Origin of the sequence: Escherichia sp. KTE159 (assembly GCF_000408805.1) — a bacterium.
Classification (GTDB): domain Bacteria; phylum Pseudomonadota; class Gammaproteobacteria; order Enterobacterales; family Enterobacteriaceae; genus Escherichia; species Escherichia marmotae.
In genome coordinates this window covers 2,226,279-2,243,697 of sequence record NZ_KE137292.1, presented here as the reverse complement: position 1 = coordinate 2,243,697, position 17,419 = coordinate 2,226,279, and the positions used below count along the sequence as shown (strand labels likewise).

General features: G+C 50.0%; 21 protein-coding genes and 2 pseudogenes. 18 read left to right on the top strand and 5 right to left on the bottom strand.

Annotation, left to right across the window (positions count from 1 at the left end; genetic code table 11):
- Nucleotides 1-34: 34 nt before the first annotated feature.
- From accD to rpnB, 12 genes are all read left to right on the top strand, one after another.
- Complete coding sequence (accD, locus tag A31E_RS10920; protein WP_000118402.1) at nt 35-949, top strand: acetyl-CoA carboxylase, carboxyltransferase subunit beta; 915 nt, start codon at nt 35-37, stop codon at nt 947-949.
- Between the two features lie 69 nt (nt 950-1,018).
- A complete protein-coding gene (gene folC, locus A31E_RS10925; protein WP_016249021.1) occupies nt 1,019-2,287 on the top strand; it encodes a bifunctional tetrahydrofolate synthase/dihydrofolate synthase in 1,269 nt (422 codons plus the stop codon).
- Nucleotides 2,277-2,939, top strand: coding sequence for a cell division protein DedD (dedD, locus tag A31E_RS10930; protein ID WP_016249020.1), 663 nt, complete (start codon nt 2,277-2,279; stop codon nt 2,937-2,939). The genes folC and dedD overlap by 11 nt, the downstream gene beginning before the upstream one ends.
- A gap of 256 nt (nt 2,940-3,195) precedes the next feature.
- Nucleotides 3,196-3,684: a colicin V production protein gene (gene cvpA, locus A31E_RS10935; protein ID WP_000262105.1), complete on the top strand. Its 489-nt coding sequence runs from the start codon at nt 3,196-3,198 to the stop codon at nt 3,682-3,684.
- 36 nt (nt 3,685-3,720) lie between these two features.
- Nucleotides 3,721-5,238 (top strand): amidophosphoribosyltransferase, encoded by a 1,518-nt coding sequence (gene purF, locus A31E_RS10940; protein WP_000334207.1) that lies wholly within the window; start codon nt 3,721-3,723, stop codon nt 5,236-5,238.
- Nucleotides 5,239-5,332: 94 nt separating this feature from the next.
- Nucleotides 5,333-5,902 carry a flavin prenyltransferase UbiX gene (ubiX, locus tag A31E_RS10945; protein WP_000825693.1) on the top strand — a complete coding sequence of 190 codons (570 nt, stop codon included), beginning with the start codon at nt 5,333-5,335 and terminating at the stop codon, nt 5,900-5,902.
- Nucleotides 5,903-6,166: 264 nt separating this feature from the next.
- Complete coding sequence (argT, locus tag A31E_RS10950) at nt 6,167-6,949, top strand: lysine/arginine/ornithine ABC transporter substrate-binding protein ArgT (RefSeq protein ID WP_000748242.1); 783 nt, start codon at nt 6,167-6,169, stop codon at nt 6,947-6,949.
- A gap of 219 nt (nt 6,950-7,168) precedes the next feature.
- Entirely contained in the window at nt 7,169-7,951 is a 783-nt protein-coding gene (gene hisJ, locus A31E_RS10955; protein ID WP_000737621.1) for a histidine ABC transporter substrate-binding protein HisJ, read from the top strand.
- A gap of 90 nt (nt 7,952-8,041) precedes the next feature.
- The gene (gene hisQ / locus A31E_RS10960; protein ID WP_016249019.1) at nt 8,042-8,728 is read left to right on the top strand and encodes a histidine ABC transporter permease HisQ; all 687 of its coding nucleotides are present in this window, start codon (nt 8,042-8,044) and stop codon (nt 8,726-8,728) included.
- Nucleotides 8,725-9,441 (top strand): ABC transporter permease, encoded by a 717-nt coding sequence (locus tag A31E_RS10965; protein WP_016249018.1) that lies wholly within the window; start codon nt 8,725-8,727, stop codon nt 9,439-9,441. The genes hisQ and A31E_RS10965 overlap by 4 nt, the downstream gene beginning before the upstream one ends.
- 7 nt (nt 9,442-9,448) lie before the next feature.
- Complete coding sequence (hisP, locus tag A31E_RS10970; RefSeq protein ID WP_016249017.1) at nt 9,449-10,222, top strand: histidine ABC transporter ATP-binding protein HisP; 774 nt, start codon at nt 9,449-9,451, stop codon at nt 10,220-10,222.
- A gap of 196 nt (nt 10,223-10,418) precedes the next feature.
- Nucleotides 10,419-11,309, top strand: coding sequence for a recombination-promoting nuclease RpnB (rpnB, locus tag A31E_RS10975; RefSeq protein WP_016249016.1), 891 nt, complete (start codon nt 10,419-10,421; stop codon nt 11,307-11,309).
- Between the two features lie 47 nt (nt 11,310-11,356).
- Here the strand turns inward: rpnB and A31E_RS10980 are convergent, their stop codons facing one another.
- From A31E_RS10980 to A31E_RS26795, 3 genes and pseudogenes are all read right to left on the bottom strand, one after another.
- Entirely contained in the window at nt 11,357-12,250 is an 894-nt protein-coding gene (locus A31E_RS10980) for a TIGR01777 family oxidoreductase (protein WP_016249015.1), read from the bottom strand.
- 20 nt (nt 12,251-12,270) lie between these two features.
- On the bottom strand, nt 12,271-12,633 hold the full coding sequence (gene folX, locus A31E_RS10985; RefSeq protein ID WP_016249014.1) for a dihydroneopterin triphosphate 2'-epimerase: 363 nt from the start codon (nt 12,631-12,633) through the stop codon (nt 12,271-12,273).
- Nucleotides 12,634-12,689: 56 nt separating this feature from the next.
- Nucleotides 12,690-12,851, bottom strand: a pseudogene (locus tag A31E_RS26795) (thiol:disulfide oxidoreductase); the annotation flags it as partial.
- Between A31E_RS26795 and A31E_RS25350 the strand changes: the two are divergent.
- The gene (locus tag A31E_RS25350) at nt 12,805-12,990 is read left to right on the top strand and encodes a glutathione S-transferase family protein (protein ID WP_016249013.1); all 186 of its coding nucleotides are present in this window, start codon (nt 12,805-12,807) and stop codon (nt 12,988-12,990) included. The pseudogene A31E_RS26795 and the gene A31E_RS25350 sit on opposite strands and share 47 nt — an antisense overlap.
- On the opposite strand, the pseudogene A31E_RS25345 reads toward A31E_RS25350, so the two are convergent.
- Nucleotides 12,969-13,337: pseudogene (locus A31E_RS25345) on the bottom strand (glutathione S-transferase N-terminal domain-containing protein); the annotation flags it as partial. The gene A31E_RS25350 and the pseudogene A31E_RS25345 overlap by 22 nt on opposite strands.
- Before the next feature lie 134 nt (nt 13,338-13,471).
- On the opposite strand from A31E_RS25345, the gene yfcF reads away from it, so the two are divergent.
- The 3 genes from yfcF to yfcD are packed head-to-tail and all read left to right on the top strand — an operon-like array spanning nt 13,472 to nt 15,330.
- Nucleotides 13,472-14,116, top strand: coding sequence for a glutathione transferase (yfcF, locus tag A31E_RS10990; protein WP_016249011.1), 645 nt, complete (start codon nt 13,472-13,474; stop codon nt 14,114-14,116).
- Between the two features lie 55 nt (nt 14,117-14,171).
- Complete coding sequence (gene yfcE, locus A31E_RS10995) at nt 14,172-14,723, top strand: phosphodiesterase (protein WP_001516787.1); 552 nt, start codon at nt 14,172-14,174, stop codon at nt 14,721-14,723.
- A 58-nt stretch (nt 14,724-14,781) separates the two neighbouring features.
- Nucleotides 14,782-15,330, top strand: a complete 549-nt coding sequence (gene yfcD, locus A31E_RS11000) for an NUDIX hydrolase YfcD (RefSeq protein ID WP_000437936.1) — start codon at nt 14,782-14,784, stop codon at nt 15,328-15,330.
- A 6-nt stretch (nt 15,331-15,336) separates the two neighbouring features.
- On the opposite strand, the gene A31E_RS11005 is transcribed toward yfcD, so the two are convergent.
- Nucleotides 15,337-16,356 (bottom strand): LacI family DNA-binding transcriptional regulator, encoded by a 1,020-nt coding sequence (locus A31E_RS11005; protein ID WP_001516786.1) that lies wholly within the window; start codon nt 16,354-16,356, stop codon nt 15,337-15,339.
- Nucleotides 16,357-16,607: 251 nt separating this feature from the next.
- On the opposite strand from A31E_RS11005, the gene A31E_RS11010 reads away from it, so the two are divergent.
- Together A31E_RS11010 and A31E_RS11015 are read left to right on the top strand one after the other, a co-directional pair.
- Entirely contained in the window at nt 16,608-17,051 is a 444-nt protein-coding gene (locus A31E_RS11010) for a PTS sugar transporter subunit IIA (protein ID WP_000935564.1), read from the top strand.
- 79 nt (nt 17,052-17,130) lie between these two features.
- On the top strand, nt 17,131-17,403 hold the full coding sequence (locus A31E_RS11015) for a PTS sugar transporter subunit IIB (protein ID WP_000699821.1): 273 nt from the start codon (nt 17,131-17,133) through the stop codon (nt 17,401-17,403).
- Nucleotides 17,404-17,419: the final 16 nt, after the last annotated feature.

Here is a 17,419-nt window from a genome sequence, read left to right as displayed (position 1 = left end):
GGCATCGAACCAGGTTCAGACAGAAAGGTCCCTAATGAGCTGGATTGAACGAATTAAAAGCAACATTACTCCCACCCGCAAGGCGAGCATTCCTGAAGGCGTGTGGACTAAGTGTGATAGCTGCGGTCAGGTTTTATACCGTGCTGAGCTGGAACGTAATCTTGAGGTCTGTCCGAAGTGTGACCATCACATGCGTATGACGGCGCGTAATCGCCTGCATAGCCTGTTGGATGAAGGAAGCCTTGTGGAGCTGGGTAGCGAGCTTGAGCCGAAAGATGTGCTGAAGTTCCGTGACTCCAAAAAGTATAAAGACCGTCTGGCATCTGCACAGAAAGAAACCGGCGAAAAAGACGCGCTGGTAGTAATGAAAGGCACCTTGTATGGAATGCCGGTCGTTGCTGCGGCATTCGAATTTGCCTTTATGGGCGGTTCAATGGGATCTGTGGTGGGTGCACGTTTCGTGCGTGCCGTTGAGCAGGCGCTGGAAGACAACTGCCCGCTGATCTGCTTCTCCGCTTCCGGTGGCGCACGTATGCAGGAAGCGCTAATGTCGCTGATGCAGATGGCGAAAACCTCTGCGGCGCTGGCGAAAATGCAGGAGCGCGGTCTGCCGTACATCTCCGTGCTGACTGACCCAACCATGGGCGGTGTTTCTGCGAGTTTCGCAATGCTGGGCGATCTCAACATTGCTGAACCGAAAGCGTTAATCGGTTTTGCTGGTCCGCGTGTTATTGAACAGACCGTTCGCGAAAAACTGCCGCCGGGATTCCAGCGCAGTGAGTTCCTGATCGAGAAAGGCGCGATCGACATGATTGTCCGCCGCCCGGAAATGCGCCTGAAACTGGCGAGCATCCTGGCGAAGCTGATGAATCTGCCAGCGCCGAATCCTGAAGCGCCACGCGAAGGCGAAGTGGTGCCACCAGCACCGGATCAGGAACCAGAGGCCTGATAACTGATAAGGGCAGGGCCGCTGGCTCTGCCCTTTTGCTATTATCCCCGTAATGAATCAGCGGATACCATGATTATCAAACGCACACCTCAAGCCGCGTCGCCTTTGGCTTCGTGGCTTTCTTATCTGGAAAACCTGCACAGTAAGACTATCGATCTCGGCCTTGAGCGCGTAAGCCAGGTGGCAGCGCGTCTCGGCGTTCTGAAACCAGCACCGTTTGTGTTTACTGTCGCGGGTACTAATGGCAAAGGCACAACCTGTCGCACGCTGGAGTCGATTCTGATGGCGGCAGGGTACAAAGTGGGGGTCTACAGTTCGCCGCATCTGGTGCGTTATACCGAGCGCGTTCGTGCGCAGGGTCAGGAATTACCGGAATCGGCCCATACTGCCTCTTTTGCTGAGATTGAATCGGCACGCGGTGATATTTCTCTGACCTATTTCGAATACGGTACGCTGTCGGCGTTGTGGCTGTTCAAACAGGCACAACTTGACGTGGTGATTCTGGAAGTCGGGCTGGGCGGTCGTCTGGATGCCACCAATATTGTTGATGCTGATGTCGCGGTAGTGACCAGCATTGCGCTTGATCATACCGACTGGCTGGGGCCAGATCGCGAAAGCATTGGTCGCGAGAAAGCGGGGATCTTCCGCAGTGAAAAACCGGCGATTGTCGGTGAACCGGAAATGCCGTACACCATTGCCGATGTGGCGCAGGAAAAAGGTGCATTGCTGCAACGTCGCGGTGTTGAGTGGAATTATTCTGTCACAGACCATGACTGGTCGTTTACCGATGCTCACGGTACGCTAGAAAACCTGCCGTTGCCGCTTGTCCCACAACCAAATGCCGCAACGGCGCTGGCAGCACTTCGCGCCAGCGGCCTGGAGGTCAGTGAACAGGCAATTCGCGAGGGCATTGCCAGTGCAATTTTACCGGGACGTTTCCAGATTGTGAGTGAGTTGCCACGCGTCATTTTTGATGTCGCCCATAATCCACATGCGGCAGAATATCTCACCGGACGTATGCAAGCGTTACCGAAAAGCGGGCGCGTGCTGGCGGTTATCGGTATGCTACATGATAAAGATATTGCCGGAACTCTGGCCTGGTTGAAAAGCGTAGTTGATGACTGGTATTGTGCGCCACTGGAAGGGCCACGCGGTGCTACAGCAGAGCAACTGCTGGAACATCTGGGTAATGGCAAACCATTTGACAGCGTTGCGCAGGCATGGGATGCCGCGATGGCAGACGCTAAACCGGAAGATACCGTGCTGGTGTGTGGTTCATTCCATACGGTCGCACATGTCATGGAAGTGATTGACGCGAGGAGAAGCGGTGGCGAGTAAGTTTCAGAATCGGTTAGTTGGCACAATAGTGCTGGTGGCGCTGGGGGTGATTGTGCTTCCAGGGCTGCTCGATGGGCAGAAAAAACATTATCAGGATGAGTTTGCAGCGATCCCTCTGGTGCCAAAACCAGGCGATCGCGATGAGCCTGATATGATGCCTGCCGCCACCCAGGCATTGCCGACACAGCCGCCAGAAGGCGCGGCAGAAGAGGTGCGGGCAGGCGATGCCGCAGCGCCTTCGCTCGATCCGACAACCATTGCGGCCAACAATACCGTGTTTGAACCGGAACCTGCACCGGTTGCTCCACCGAAGCCGAAACCTGTGGAACCGCCGAAGCCGAAGGTGGAAACGCCACCAGCGCCGAAGCCAGAACCAAAACCTGCCGTCGAAGAAAAAGCAGCACCGACGGGTAAAGCGTATGTAGTGCAACTGGGCGCGCTGAAAAATGCCGATAAAGTGAATGAGATTGTTGCTAAGCTGCGTGGCGCGGGATATCGCGTTTATACGTCGCCGTCGACGCCAGTGCAGGGTAAAATCACCCGCATTCTGGTTGGGCCGGATGCTTCTAAAGAGAAGCTGAAAGGTTCGCTGGGTGAGTTGAGGCAGCTTTCTGGCTTGAGCGGCGTGGTGATGGGCTATACGCCGAATTAATACGGTTTGCCTGATGCGACGCTAACGCGTCTTATCAGGTCTACGCGGGAGCATAACCCCAGGTCGGATAAGGCGTTCACGCCGCATCCGACACGTATAGCCGGTGCCGCAAAGGCACAAAAAGTCGATGGCGTTGAATATTTTTTCAGCGCCATTTTTATTGATGCGCGGGAAGGAAATCCCTACGCAAACGTTTTCTTTTTCTGTTAGAATGCGCCCCGAACAGGATGACAGGGCGTAAAATCGTGGGACACATATGGTCTGGATTGATTACGCCATAATCGCGGTGATTGCTTTTTCTTCTCTGGTTAGCCTGATCCGCGGCTTTGTTCGTGAAGCATTATCGCTGGTGACATGGGGTTGTGCGTTCTTTGTCGCCAGTCATTACTACACTTACCTGTCAGCCTGGTTTACGGGCTTTGAAGACGAACTGGTTCGAAATGGGATTGCCATCGCGGTACTGTTTATCGCTACGCTTATCGTTGGCGCTATCGTGAACTTCGTGATAGGTCAGTTGGTGGAGAAAACGGGGTTGTCAGGCACCGATCGGGTGCTGGGCGTCTGTTTCGGTGCGTTGCGCGGCGTATTGATTGTTGCCGCTATTCTTTTCTTTCTCGACTCCTTTACCGGAGTGTCGAAAAGCGAAGACTGGAGCAAATCACAGCTGATCCCACAGTTCAGTTTTATCATCAGATGGTTTTTTGATTATCTGCAAAGCTCGTCAAGTTTCTTGCCCAGAGCGTAAGTGCTCTGAGATGTGGCTTAACGAGGAAAAAGACGTATGTGCGGTATTGTCGGTATCGCCGGTGTTATGCCGGTTAACCAGTCGATTTATGATGCCTTAACGGTGCTTCAGCATCGCGGTCAGGATGCCGCAGGCATCATCACCATTGATGCCAATAACTGCTTTCGTTTGCGTAAAGCGAACGGTCTGGTGAGCGATATATTTGAAGCTCGCCACATGCAGCGTTTGCAGGGCAATATGGGCATTGGTCATGTGCGTTACCCTACGGCTGGCAGCTCCAGCGCTTCTGAAGCGCAGCCATTTTACGTTAACTCTCCATATGGCATCACGCTTGCCCATAACGGCAATCTGACTAACGCTCACGAGTTGCGTAAAAAGTTGTTTGAAGAAAAACGCCGCCACATCAACACCACTTCTGACTCGGAAATTTTGCTTAATATCTTCGCCAGCGAACTGGATAACTTCCGCCACTATCCGCTGGAAGCCGATAACATTTTCGCCGCCATTGCCGCCACTAACCGTCTGATCCGTGGCGCATATGCCTGTGTGGCGATGATTATCGGCCACGGTATGGTTGCTTTCCGCGATCCTAACGGCATTCGTCCGCTGGTGTTGGGAAAACGCGATGTTGATGACAATCGCACAGAATATATGGTTGCCTCTGAAAGCGTTGCGCTCGATACCCTGGGCTTTGAGTTCCTGCGTGACGTCGCACCGGGCGAAGCGATTTACATCACTGAAGAAGGGCAGTTGTTTACCCGTCAGTGTGCCGACAATCCGGTCAGCAATCCGTGCCTGTTCGAGTATGTTTACTTTGCCCGCCCGGATTCGTTCATCGACAAAATTTCCGTTTATAGCGCCCGCGTTAATATGGGCACCAAGCTTGGCGAAAAAATTGCCCGTGAATGGGAAGATCTGGATATTGACGTGGTGATCCCGATTCCGGAAACCTCCTGCGATATCGCACTGGAAATCGCTCGCATTCTGGGTAAACCGTACCGCCAGGGCTTCGTGAAAAACCGCTACGTTGGCCGTACCTTTATCATGCCGGGCCAGCAACTGCGCCGTAAGTCTGTTCGTCGTAAACTGAACGCCAACCGCGCTGAGTTCCGCGATAAAAACGTTCTGCTGGTCGATGACTCCATCGTCCGCGGCACCACCTCTGAGCAGATTATCGAGATGGCGCGTGAAGCCGGAGCGAAGAAAGTGTATCTCGCCTCTGCCGCGCCGGAAATTCGTTTCCCGAACGTTTATGGTATTGATATGCCGAGCGCCACGGAACTGATCGCACACGGTCGTGAAGTGGATGAAATCCGCCAGATCATCGGTGCTGATGGGCTTATCTTCCAGGATCTAAACGATCTGATCGAAGCCGTTCGCGCTGAAAATCCGGATATTCAGCAGTTCGAATGCTCGGTGTTTAATGGCGTCTATGTCACCAAAGACGTTGATCAAGGCTACCTCGATTTCCTCGATACTTTACGTAATGACGACGCTAAAGCAGTGCAACGTCAGAACGAAGTTGAAAACCTGGAAATGCATAACGAAGGATAATACCTTCGTTCAGGGTGCCGGTCTGGCACCCTGACTTGCAACTCCCGCCGAAATCCTGCAAAGTCTGCCTGCAAGTCTGACAGGGCAATTATCTATGAAACGACTCATTGTAGGCATCAGCGGTGCCAGCGGCGCGATTTATGGCGTACGTTTATTACAGGTTCTGCGTGATGTCGCAGATGTTGAAACGCATCTGGTGATGAGCCAGGCAGCGCGCCAGACTTTATCCCTCGAAACGGATTTTTCCCTGCGCGAAGTTCAGGCATTAGCCGATGTCACCCATGATGCGCGCGATATTGCCGCCAGCATCTCTTCCGGGTCTTTCCAGACGTTGGGGATGGTGATTTTACCCTGTTCAATCAAAACCCTTTCCGGCATTGTCCATAGCTATACCGATGGTTTACTGACCCGAGCAGCAGATGTGGTACTGAAAGAGCGTCGCCCACTGGTGCTCTGCGTGCGTGAAACGCCGCTGCACTTAGGACACTTGCGTTTAATGACTCAGGCTGCGGAAATTGGTGCGGTAATTATGCCTCCCGTTCCGGCGTTTTATCATCGTCCGCAATCGCTTGATGATGTGATAAATCAAACGGTTAACCGTGTACTTGATCAGTTTACGATAACCCTTCCCGAAGATCTCTTTGCCCGCTGGCAGGGCGCATAACTTTGCTGTTGCCCTGTTTCGGGGCAATTTTGCAACCGTGATCAAATCCTCGACATTTTGTTCCTGCCATTGAATCGAAACGCTGCGATTCAACCGGCATACCTGCTATCTTCAACTTTAGGACAATAATGCAACGTCTTATTAACATATTTAACGTTGGATGTTTGAGCTGTTGTCAAGATGGCATAAGACCTGCATGAACGAGCCTGCAAACACACAACACAATACACAACATAAAAAAGCCATTTCACTTGAGGGTTATGTATGAAGAAGTCGATTCTTGCTCTGTCTTTGTTAGTCGGTCTGTCCGCAGCAGCTTCCAGCTCTGCGGCACTGCCGGAGACGGTACGTATCGGAACGGATACCACCTATGCGCCGTTCTCATCGAAAGATGCCAAAGGTGACTTTGTTGGCTTTGATATCGATCTGGGTAACGAGATGTGCAAACGCATGCAGGTTAAATGTACCTGGGTTGCCAGTGACTTTGATGCGCTGATCCCGTCACTGAAAGCGAAAAAAATCGATGCCATTATTTCATCGCTCTCTATTACTGATAAACGTCAGCAGGAGATTGCCTTCTCCGACAAGCTGTATGCCGCGGATTCTCGTTTGATTGCAGCTAAAGGTTCACCGATCCAACCAACGCTGGATTCGCTGAAAGGTAAACATGTCGGTGTGCTGCAAGGCTCCACCCAGGAAGCGTACGCCAATGATAACTGGCGCAGTAAAGGCGTCGATGTGGTGGCCTATGCTAACCAGGATTTGGTCTATTCCGATCTGGATGCAGGTCGTCTGGATGCCGCTCTGCAGGATGAAGTCGCTGCCAGCGAAGGTTTCCTCAAGCAACCCGCCGGTAAAGAGTTCGCCTTTGCTGGTTCATCAGTGAAAGACAAAAAATACTTCGGTGATGGTACAGGTGTAGGGCTACGTAAAGATGATGCCGAACTGAAAGCCGCCTTTGATAAGGCGCTTGGCGAACTGCGTCAGGATGGCACTTACGACAAGATGGCGAAAAAGTATTTCGACTTTAATGTCTATGGTGGCTGATACGTCGCAGGGAAGTAGCGCCTGATGGGGAATCATCATGGTGCATTCCAGGTTTGTTGCACTATCGTGGTGCATTAAAATGCATACTTAAGCAATTTTAATGAAAAATAATACGACTAACTGGCCTGGATATTTTGCCTTGTTGGTCAATTTTATGGCACGATAACTGTAACAAACCTGTAAATATTCCCTATAAAAAGACTGTCAGTTGAGGACATTATGAAAAAACTGGTGCTATCGCTCTCTCTGGTTCTGGCCTTCTCCAGCGCAACCGCTGCGTTTGCTGCTATTCCGCAAAATATCCGTATCGGCACCGATCCAACCTATGCACCATTTGAATCAAAAAATTCACAAGGCGAACTGGTTGGCTTTGATATTGATCTGGCGAAGGAGTTGTGCAAACGCATCAATACGCAATGTACCTTTGTTGAGAATCCGCTGGATGCGTTAATTCCGTCATTAAAAGCGAAGAAGATTGACGCCATCATGTCATCACTTTCCATCACGGAAAAACGTCAGCAGGAAATTGCCTTCACCGACAAACTGTATGCTGCCGATTCTCGTCTGGTGGTGGCGAAAAATTCTGACATCCAGCCGACAGTAGAATCGCTGAAAGGCAAGCGGGTAGGGGTATTGCAGGGCACCACCCAGGAGACATTTGGTAACGAACACTGGGCTCCCAAAGGCATTGAAATCGTCTCTTATCAGGGGCAGGACAATATTTACTCAGACCTGACTGCCGGACGTATTGATGCCGCGTTCCAGGATGAAGTTGCCGCCAGTGAAGGTTTCCTCAAACAGCCAGTCGGTAAAGATTACAAATTCGGTGGTCCGTCTGTTAAAGATGAAAAACTGTTTGGCGTAGGCACCGGCATGGGGCTGCGTAAAGAAGATAACGAACTGCGCGAGGCACTGAACAAAGCCTTTGCTGAAATGCGCGCTGACGGTACTTACGAGAAATTAGCGAAAAAGTACTTCGATTTTGATGTTTATGGTGGCTAATCGCCATCGGTGAAAGAAAGCCCGCTCCCTTCGAGGCACCGGAGGGAGATAAGAGGCGGTAAATTCACCACACACAACAGGACAGGCAGCATGTTGTATGGGTTTTCAGGTGTAATTTTACAGGGGGCGCTCGTCACGCTGGAGCTGGCTATCAGCTCTGTAGTGCTCGCTGTAATTATCGGTCTTATTGGCGCTGGCGGTAAGCTTTCGCAAAATCGGTTATCGGGACTGATTTTCGAAGGCTATACCACGCTGATACGCGGTGTGCCGGATTTAGTGTTAATGCTGCTGATATTCTACGGTTTGCAGATTGCGCTAAACACGGTGACGGAGGCGATGGGCGTCGGACAGGTTGATATCGACCCGATGGTCGCCGGTATTATAACCCTGGGGTTTATCTACGGCGCTTACTTCACCGAAACGTTCCGCGGCGCGTTTATGGCGGTGCCGAAAGGGCATATTGAGGCGGCAACAGCATTCGGCTTTACCCGTGGGCAAGTGTTTCGGAGGATTATGTTCCCGGCGATGATGCGTTACGCCCTACCGGGGATTGGCAACAACTGGCAGGTCATTCTTAAATCAACGGCTCTCGTTTCGTTACTCGGACTGGAAGATGTGGTGAAAGCCACTCAACTGGCAGGCAAAAGTACCTGGGAACCATTCTATTTCGCCATCGTCTGTGGCGTGATTTATCTGGTTTTTACCACCGTTTCCAATGGTGTGCTGCTGTTCCTTGAGCGTCGCTACTCCGTGGGTGTGAAGAGGGCTGACCTGTGATCGAAATCTTACATGAATACTGGAAACCGCTGCTGTGGACTGACGGTTATCGCTTTACCGGTGTGGCGATCACTCTCTGGTTGCTGATTCTGTCGGTGGTGATTGGTGGGATTCTGGCGCTGTTTCTGGCGATTGGGCGCGTCTCAAGTAATAAATACATTCAGTTTCCCATCTGGTTATTTACTTATATTTTTCGCGGTACGCCGCTGTATGTTCAGTTGCTGGTGTTCTATTCCGGCATGTACACGCTGGAGATTGTTAAAGGCACCGAGTTCCTTAACGCCTTTTTCCGCAGTGGCCTGAACTGTACCGTGCTGGCATTGACGCTCAACACCTGTGCTTACACCACTGAGATTTTTGCCGGGGCGATCCGGTCGGTGCCGCATGGGGAAATTGAAGCTGCCAGAGCCTATGGTTTCTCAACCTTTAAAATGTATCGCTGCATTATTTTGCCGTCGGCACTGCGTATTGCATTACCGGCCTACAGCAACGAAGTGATTCTGATGCTGCACTCTACTGCGCTGGCGTTTACTGCCACGGTGCCGGATCTGCTGAAAATTGCCCGCGATATCAACGCCGCCACGTATCAACCTTTTACTGCCTTTGGCATTGCCGCGGTGCTCTATTTAATCATCTCTTATGTCCTGATCAGTCTCTTTCGCAAAGCGGAAAAACGCTGGTTGCAGCATGTGAAACCTTCTTCAACGCACTGAGAATACGATGTCCGAGAATAAATTAAACGTTATCGATTTGCACAAACGCTACGGCGAACACGAAGTGCTGAAAGGCGTTTCACTGCAAGCGAACGCCGGGGATGTGATCAGTATCATCGGATCGTCGGGATCAGGGAAAAGTACCTTTCTGCGCTGTATTAACTTCCTCGAAAAACCGAGCGAAGGCGAGATCGTGGTTAACGGGCAGAACATCAATCTGGTGCGCGATAAAGACGGCCAACTCAAAGTTGCCGATAAAAATCAGCTACGTTTACTGCGCACGCGCCTGACGATGGTGTTTCAGCACTTCAATCTCTGGAGCCATATGACGGTGCTGGAAAACGTCATGGAAGCGCCGATTCAGGTGTTGGGGCTGAGCAAGCAGGAAGCACGCGAGCGGGCAGTGAAATATCTGGCGAAAGTTGGCATAGACGAACGTGCGCAGGGGAAATACCCGGTGCATCTTTCCGGTGGTCAGCAACAGCGTGTTTCCATTGCACGGGCGCTGGCAATGGAACCGGAAGTTTTGCTGTTTGATGAACCTACCTCAGCGCTCGATCCAGAGCTGGTAGGCGAAGTTCTGCGCATTATGCAGCAACTGGCGGAAGAGGGGAAAACCATGGTGGTGGTGACTCATGAAATGGGCTTTGCTCGCCATGTCTCTACCCACGTCATTTTTCTCCATCAGGGGAAAATAGAAGAAGAGGGGACGCCGGAACAGTTATTTGGCAACCCGCAAAGCCCGCGTCTGCAACAGTTCCTTAAAGGATCACTGAAATAATTGCCTCTCCGGCGGCTAATGCTGCCGGAGTATTTTCAAGGCTAATTTGCGAGTTAGCTTCCATTGAAATGTATATATTTCAGCCCACTTAAAATACTTCTGAATTCGTTGTCCAAATATAAAAACTGCCTACTGCATTGGTTATAAAGGGTAGTTATTGTCTCGTCCTCTTAAATTTGATGGATGACGGAACGCCATGACAATATCGACCACTTCCACGCCGCATGATGCGGTATTTAAATCCTTTTTACGCCATCCAGATACAGCACGAGATTTTATTGATATTCATCTTCCAGCACCGCTGCGCAATCTGTGTGATTTAACAACGTTAAAACTGGAACCAAACAGTTTTATTGATGAAAACCTGCGACAATATTACTCCGACGTTTTGTGGTCAGTGAAAACACAGGAGGGGATGGGGTATATTTATGTCGTCATTGAACACCAAAGTAAGGCGGAAGAATTAATGGCTTTTCGCATGATGCGTTATTCCATCGCGGCGATGCAAAACCATCTGGATGCGGGCTATAAAGAGCTTCCTTTGGTGATCCCAATGCTGTTTTATCATGGTTGCAGAAGTCCTTATCCTTATTCTCTCTGCTGGCTTGATGAATTTGCAGAACCTGCGATTGCCCGCAAAATTTACTCATCGGCTTTTCCGTTGGTAGATATTACTGTAGTGCCGGATGACGAGATTATGCAACACCGTAAAATGGCATTGCTGGAGTTAATTCAGAAACATATTCGCCAGCGCGACTTATTGGGGTTAGTGGAGCAAATAGTTTCTCTTTTAGTTACAGGGAACACTAATGACAGGCAGCTACAAGCACTGTTTAATTACGTTTTACAAACGGGGGATGCCCAGCGTTTCCGTGCATTTATTGGTGAGATAGCGGAACGAGCACCACAAGAAAAGGAGAAACTGATGACTATTGCTGACAGATTACGTGAAGAGGGCGCAATGCAGGGCAAACATGAAGAAGCTCTGCGTATTGCTCAGGAGATGCTGGAGAGAGGTTTAGACAGAGAGTTAGTTCTGATGGTAACCCGACTTTCGCCAGATGAGCTTCTGGCGCAAAGTCACTGATCCAGTAAACCCCGAGGCTACCTGGCGGATGTTCGCGGCAAAGCGTATCAGCGAACAACATCCGCCAGCGCTTCGTCTAAATCGTACCAGCGAAAAGCGAACCCCGCTTCTTCCAGCCTTTTTGGCAGCGCACGTTGTCCGCCCAATACCAGAACCGATGATTCCCCCATCAGCAAGCGAATGGCTGCGGCAGGGACGCGCATAATCGCCGGGCGATGCAGTGCATGGCCTAGCGCGTGGGCAAATTGTTCATTGTGTACCGGATATGGCGAAACCATATTAAATGGTCCCCGCAGATCGTTATCCAGCAGCCAGAGAATACCGTTAACCATATCATCAATATGAATCCAGGGCAGATACTGCCGACCGGAGCCAATCGGACCTCCCAGACCAAGGCGAAACGGTGGCAGCATTTTGCTGAGGATACCGCCATCTGGTGCCAGCACCACACCGGTTCGTAGCAGGCATACTCGTGTTTTGTCACTTTGTGCCCGACAAGCTATTTCTTCCCAGCGGGCACAGAGTTTATGGGTAAATTCGTTATGCGGCGGTTCTTCTTCGGTGACCACCACTTCACCTAAATCGCCATAATATCCCGCCGCCGAGCCTGAAATAAGCACTGACGGCGGCGAGTCACTGGCGTTAATCAAATCCACCAGTTTTTGCGTGATATTCCAGCGACTTTGACAGAGGAGATCTTTTTGCTCGTGAGTCCAGCGTTTATCAGCAATGGGTTCACCAGCCAGGTTGACCACCACATCCACGCCGTTGAGATTGCGTTGTTCGGCAAGCCCTTGCCATAGTGTCACCTGAGGGCCGAGGACGGAGCTGGCTTTCTGCGGGGTACGCGTCACCACCGTGACCTGATGCCCCAACTCCAGCAAACGAGGGATTAAATGACGACCAATTAATCCCGTCCCTCCGGTGATCACTATATTCATGCAGCCTCCCGATATGGCGGTTAACGCTGCCAGCTCAAGGTCATTGATACCGAATCGGCGTAGCGCAGCGCGTGAAGTTTATCGATCTCCACTTCAGCATACGTCACCCAGTGATGTTCACGTGCGATATCGAGCACATCCTGAGTTAATTTTTCCAGCAAAGAGAAACGGTTATTCTCTACATGCTGAATGATGTTTTTAGTAATGGTGCGATAATTCAGCGCGTCGTTAATATCTTCGCTGGTGCGCGCTTTATCGGCGGGGTAGTGGATCGTAACGTTGATAACAATATCCTGACGGTTGTTAATCTCTTCGTCTTTAATTCCGATAAACGTACGTAAACGAAGGTTCTTTATACGAATAATAGCGGCAGGTTGTGCCATTGCAGGTTCTCCGTTGTTTTATTTAGGATTAAATAATACACGAGAACCCGGCTCTGTTAACTATTCGAAATCTCATCATTTACTTGCGCTTTTAGCAGCGCCTGCCCGGTAGCAGGACGCGAACGGATTCGCTCATACCAGTTTTTTACTGCCGGATACATCGCGAGGTCAATGCGCTGGCGAGCCCAGGCATTGACCCACGGCCAGCAGGCAATACCACAAAGCATTCCTTACGCAATTGAACGTTATCAGGTTGAAACCCAACGTCTCTATCACGTACTGAATAAGCGGTTGGAAAACTCCCCCTGGTTGGGCGGAGAAAACTACAGCATTGCAGATGCAGCGTGGTTAAAATGATGATTTTGCCCGAGCATCGGCCCCAGGCCGCCAACCTGCCAGAATAACCACTGTAATGTGGCGGCGCGTTCACGCGGTTCATGGCTCAAAAAGAGTCCTGTTTTCTCTGCCAGATACAACAAAATAGCCCCCGACTCAAATATGCTTAATGGTTTGCCGTCGTCAATTGGGGAGTGATCGACAATTGCCGGAATTTTATTGTTCGGTGAAATGCGCAAAAACTCCGGGCGAAACTGACTGCCTTTACCGAGGTCAACTTTGATTAAGCGATAATCCAGCCTTGCCTCTTCGAGAAACAACGTGATTTTGTGACCATTCGGTGTGGGGGCGAAATAGAGATCGATCATCGCAGCTCCGGTTATCTAATAATCTGAACATCTCAAGTATAGAAACCGTGGCGACTTGTGTGAGTTTTCATCACGTAACGGTGACAAAAAGGCTCTATAGTTTGATAGCAAGCCCATTTATCGCTGAGGACATAATGAGTAAACCCGCTATCACGCTTTGGTCAGATGCCCATTTTTTCTCCCCTTATGTGTTATCCGCCTGGGTGGCGTTGCAGGAAAAAGGTCTGCCTTTTCATATGAAGACCATCGACCTCGACAGCGGTGAACATTTGCAGCCGACGTGGCAAGGTTATGGGCAGACACGGCGCGTGCCGTTGTTACAAATTGATGATTTTGAGTTGAGTGAATCCTCTGCCATTGCAGAATATCTGGAGGACTGTTTTGCGCCGCCGACCTGGGAGCGTATTTATCCGCTTGATTTACAACACCGGGCGCGGGCACGGCAGATTCAGGCCTGGCTACGCAGCGATCTGATGCCCATCCGCGAAGAACGTTCTACGGATGTCGTTTTTGCCGGTGCGAAGAAAGCGCCACTATCGGCAATGGGAAAAGCCAGCGCGGAGAAACTGTTCGCGATGGCAGAACATTTACTGGCGCATGGTCAGCCGAATCTGTTTGGCGAATGGTGTATTGCGGATACTGATTTAGCGTTAATGATTAATCGTCTGGTACTACATGGTGATGAGGTGTCGGAACGTCTGGTGGATTATGCGGCATTCCAGTGGCCGCGGGCTTCAGTTCAGCGTTTTATTGCACTTTCAGCAAAGCAATCTGGCTGATAGCAACGACAGAATCCAGTATCATAGCTTACGTTTTTTCGACGAGGAGTGAGTGATGAAACTGATGTTTGCATCGGACATTCATGGGTCGTTACCGGCGACGGAACGTGTTCTGGATTTATTTGCCCAAAGCGGTGCCCAGTGGTTGGTGATTCTCGGAGACGTGCTGAATCATGGTCCGCGAAACGCCCTGCCTGAAGGGTATGCGCCAGCCAAAGTAGCCGAACGGCTGAATGAGATGGCGCATAACATTATCGCCGTGCGCGGCAACTGCGACAGCGAAGTGGACCAAATGCTACTGCATTTCCCGATAACCGCGCCGTGGCAACAGGTGTTACTGGAAAAACAACGTCTGTTTTTGACGCATGGCCATCTGTTTGGCCCGGATAATCTGCCTGCTTTAAACCAGAACGACGTGCTGGTGTATGGTCATACCCATCTACCAGTAGCGGAAAAGCGGGGGGATATTTTCCACTTTAACCCCGGTTCGGTAAGCATTCCGAAAGGCGGCTATCCGGCGAGTTATGGCACGCTGGATGATGACGTACTAAGCGTAATCGCACTCAATGATCAAAGTATCATTGCGCAGGTCGCGATTAATCCGTAATTTACCCCACAACTCAAAATGCGCCGTAAGAGCGCCAGAAAAAGAAGGTTTCCTGATAATGGAACAGCGTCGTTTGGCAAGTACTGAATGGGTGGATATTGTCAATGAAGAGAACGAAGTCATTGCACAAGCCAGCCGGGAACAAATGCGGGCACAGTGTCTGCGCCATCGTGCAACTTACATCGTTGTACATGATGGTATGGGCAAAATTCTTGTGCAGCGTCGTACCGAGACAAAAGACTTTTTACCCGGCATGTTAGATGCGACCGCAGGTGGCGTGGTCCAGGCCGATGAACAACTGCTGGAATCCGCACGTCGCGAGGCGGAAGAAGAGTTGGGCATTGCCGGAGTCCCCTTTGCCGAGCACGGGCAGTTCTATTTCGAAGATAAAAATTGCCGTGTCTGGGGCGCGTTATTCAGTTGTGTCTCCCACGGTCCTTTCGCTCTCCAGGAAGATGAAGTCAGTGAGGTTTGCTGGCTGACGCCGGAAGAAATTACCGCACGTTGCGATGAGTTCACACCAGACTCGCTGAAAGCCCTGGCATTGTGGATGAAGCGCAATGCCAGGAATGAAGTAGAAACGAAAGAAGATCCAGAAGAGGCTTAATAAGTTTCAGCAGCTTTCACGTAAACACAAACTGGGAGCGATGAGTACCTGATCGCTCCAGTTACCTTCTCTAATTCGTTCCAGCAAAGCCTTTCCTGCCTCCAGACCAATTTTCCTGTGAGGAACGGCCATTGTTGTTAATGGTGGTTGGCAAACTTTACTAACGTCACTGTCACCAAATCCCACTACGGCGAGATCGTCTGGTACTTTGATGCGTCTTCGTTGACATTCATACAGAACACCGCAGGCCAACTCATCTGACACACATACCAGGGCATCCAGTTCCGGCCATGCGAGTAAAAATTCCGGTAATTGTGATGCTCCGGTGGAAAAAACCGGTGGCAGAGCAGCGTTAATAACACGGTTGGGAGACATATGATGGCGTAACATAGCTTTATACCATCCCTGTAAATGCTGCTGAAAGATCCACTGTTCCTGGTTGGCGCATAGCAAACCGATATTCTGATAACCACGTTGTACCAGCATATCCGTCAGTTCGAACATTGCTGCGACATTATCAATGCCAATGTTCATATCAATCGGATCGGTACGAATGGCACCGATTTCCATAACGGGAATCGAGGCATTTTTGAGCCAGTTACGCACGGTATTATTATGCTCAACACTGAGCAAAATCGCTGCGGCGATATTAGAAGCCAGCAGAGTTTCCAGCAGTTTTTCTTCTTGCTCCAGACGATGGCGTGACTCAGCCAGGATTATCTGATATCCCGCTGGTTGTAGTACATGTTGCAGCCCGGCAAACATTTCCGTGCATCCTGCTTCAGCCAGGTTTGGTACGACCATTGCAATCGTGTGCGAAGATGCCGATGCCAGCGCGCTTGCAGTGAGGTTGGGCATGTACCCTAATTCATTAACTGCGGCTTCAATCTTCTCCCGCAGTTTATCGGAAACTTGTTCGGGAGTGCGTAACGCTCTGGATACAGTCATTGTGCCAACTCCTGCGAGTTGCGCGACATCGGCGATAGTGACTTTACCAGTACTACGACGTTTTCGGGTTATTGCCATACAAAATCCTGCTCAGCGACTACATATGGAGATCTTTTTTTACTTATCATCAACGGCTTCCTGTTGGTAGCAGAGTATACCCCTTAATTTCTGGTAGAAGTTTGGATTTCATCAGTGAAATCCGTTTTGATAGCGCTATCACAAATATGAATGATACATACTGATAGCGCTATCTTTGTGAGATTGATCTCAGATATGCTGCCGTTGCTTGCTTAAAGTCTGCTCATTGACACGGAAAATGAGGAGGACAAGTGCTTAATACCTGGCTTTCTGATTCAACAATCGCATTACGAAAGAATGTCACAACCTGGCAGCAAGCATTAGATATTTGTGCCAGACCGTTACTGGAGGCGGAGATAATTACGACGGATTATCTCAGTGCGATAAAAACACAACATGAAAAACTGGGGCCTTATTATGTCCTGGCGCCTGGGCTGGCAATGCCCCATGCCCGACCAGAAGAAGGTGCAAAAGGATTGGGGTTATCATTATTAAAACTCGAAGAAGGTGTCAGTTTTAATGCAGAGGAATTTGATCCTGTAGATGTCATCATTTTACTTGCCGCACCAGATAAACACAGCCATATCGAAATGATATCTGCACTGGCTGAGTTATTCTCCAGTGAGAAGGATTTACAGGAATTGCATCAGGCTCGCAACCTGGAGGAAATAAAAACGATAATTTCACGATTCTAATCACATTCAAAATTCAGTCTTGTCACAACATTACGCCGTTGCGTGATGAGAACTTCTACAACTTAACATGGTGAATATAATGAAAATTATGGCTATTTGTGGCTCAGGGCTTGGTAGTAGTTTTATGGTCGAAATGAATATTAAAAAAGTTCTGAAAAAAATGGAGATAGAAGCGGAAGTGGAACATTCCGATCTCTCATCAGCAACGCCAGGGGCTGCCGATTTATTTGTGATGGCTAAAGATATTGCCGCCAGTGCCAGCGTACCGGAAAGTCAGTTGGTGGTTATCAACAACATCATTGATATTAATGAACTTGAAACGCAACTGCGTAACTGGTTCGCAAAACAATAACCTTAATTGAAGCGAG

Coding starts and splice junctions, on each gene's coding strand:
- folX (WP_016249014.1), bottom strand. CDS start 12,633: ATGGCACAACCTGCCGCTATTATTCGTATAAAGAACCTTCGTTTACGT.
- accD (WP_000118402.1), top strand. CDS start 35: ATGAGCTGGATTGAACGAATTAAAAGCAACATTACTCCCACCCGCAAG.
- rpnB (WP_016249016.1), top strand. CDS start 10,419: ATGACAATATCGACCACTTCCACGCCGCATGATGCGGTATTTAAATCC.
- A31E_RS11005 (WP_001516786.1), bottom strand. CDS start 16,356: ATGGCAATAACCCGAAAACGTCGTAGTACTGGTAAAGTCACTATCGCC.
- ubiX (WP_000825693.1), top strand. CDS start 5,333: ATGAAACGACTCATTGTAGGCATCAGCGGTGCCAGCGGCGCGATTTAT.
- hisQ (WP_016249019.1), top strand. CDS start 8,042: ATGTTGTATGGGTTTTCAGGTGTAATTTTACAGGGGGCGCTCGTCACG.
- yfcE (WP_001516787.1), top strand. CDS start 14,172: ATGAAACTGATGTTTGCATCGGACATTCATGGGTCGTTACCGGCGACG.
- A31E_RS11015 (WP_000699821.1), top strand. CDS start 17,131: ATGAAAATTATGGCTATTTGTGGCTCAGGGCTTGGTAGTAGTTTTATG.
- folC (WP_016249021.1), top strand. CDS start 1,019: ATGATTATCAAACGCACACCTCAAGCCGCGTCGCCTTTGGCTTCGTGG.
- argT (WP_000748242.1), top strand. CDS start 6,167: ATGAAGAAGTCGATTCTTGCTCTGTCTTTGTTAGTCGGTCTGTCCGCA.
- purF (WP_000334207.1), top strand. CDS start 3,721: ATGTGCGGTATTGTCGGTATCGCCGGTGTTATGCCGGTTAACCAGTCG.
- hisJ (WP_000737621.1), top strand. CDS start 7,169: ATGAAAAAACTGGTGCTATCGCTCTCTCTGGTTCTGGCCTTCTCCAGC.
- yfcF (WP_016249011.1), top strand. CDS start 13,472: ATGAGTAAACCCGCTATCACGCTTTGGTCAGATGCCCATTTTTTCTCC.
- A31E_RS25350 (WP_016249013.1), top strand. CDS start 12,805: ATGCGCTGGCGAGCCCAGGCATTGACCCACGGCCAGCAGGCAATACCA.
- hisP (WP_016249017.1), top strand. CDS start 9,449: ATGTCCGAGAATAAATTAAACGTTATCGATTTGCACAAACGCTACGGC.
- yfcD (WP_000437936.1), top strand. CDS start 14,782: ATGGAACAGCGTCGTTTGGCAAGTACTGAATGGGTGGATATTGTCAAT.
- A31E_RS10980 (WP_016249015.1), bottom strand. CDS start 12,250: ATGAATATAGTGATCACCGGAGGGACGGGATTAATTGGTCGTCATTTA.
- cvpA (WP_000262105.1), top strand. CDS start 3,196: ATGGTCTGGATTGATTACGCCATAATCGCGGTGATTGCTTTTTCTTCT.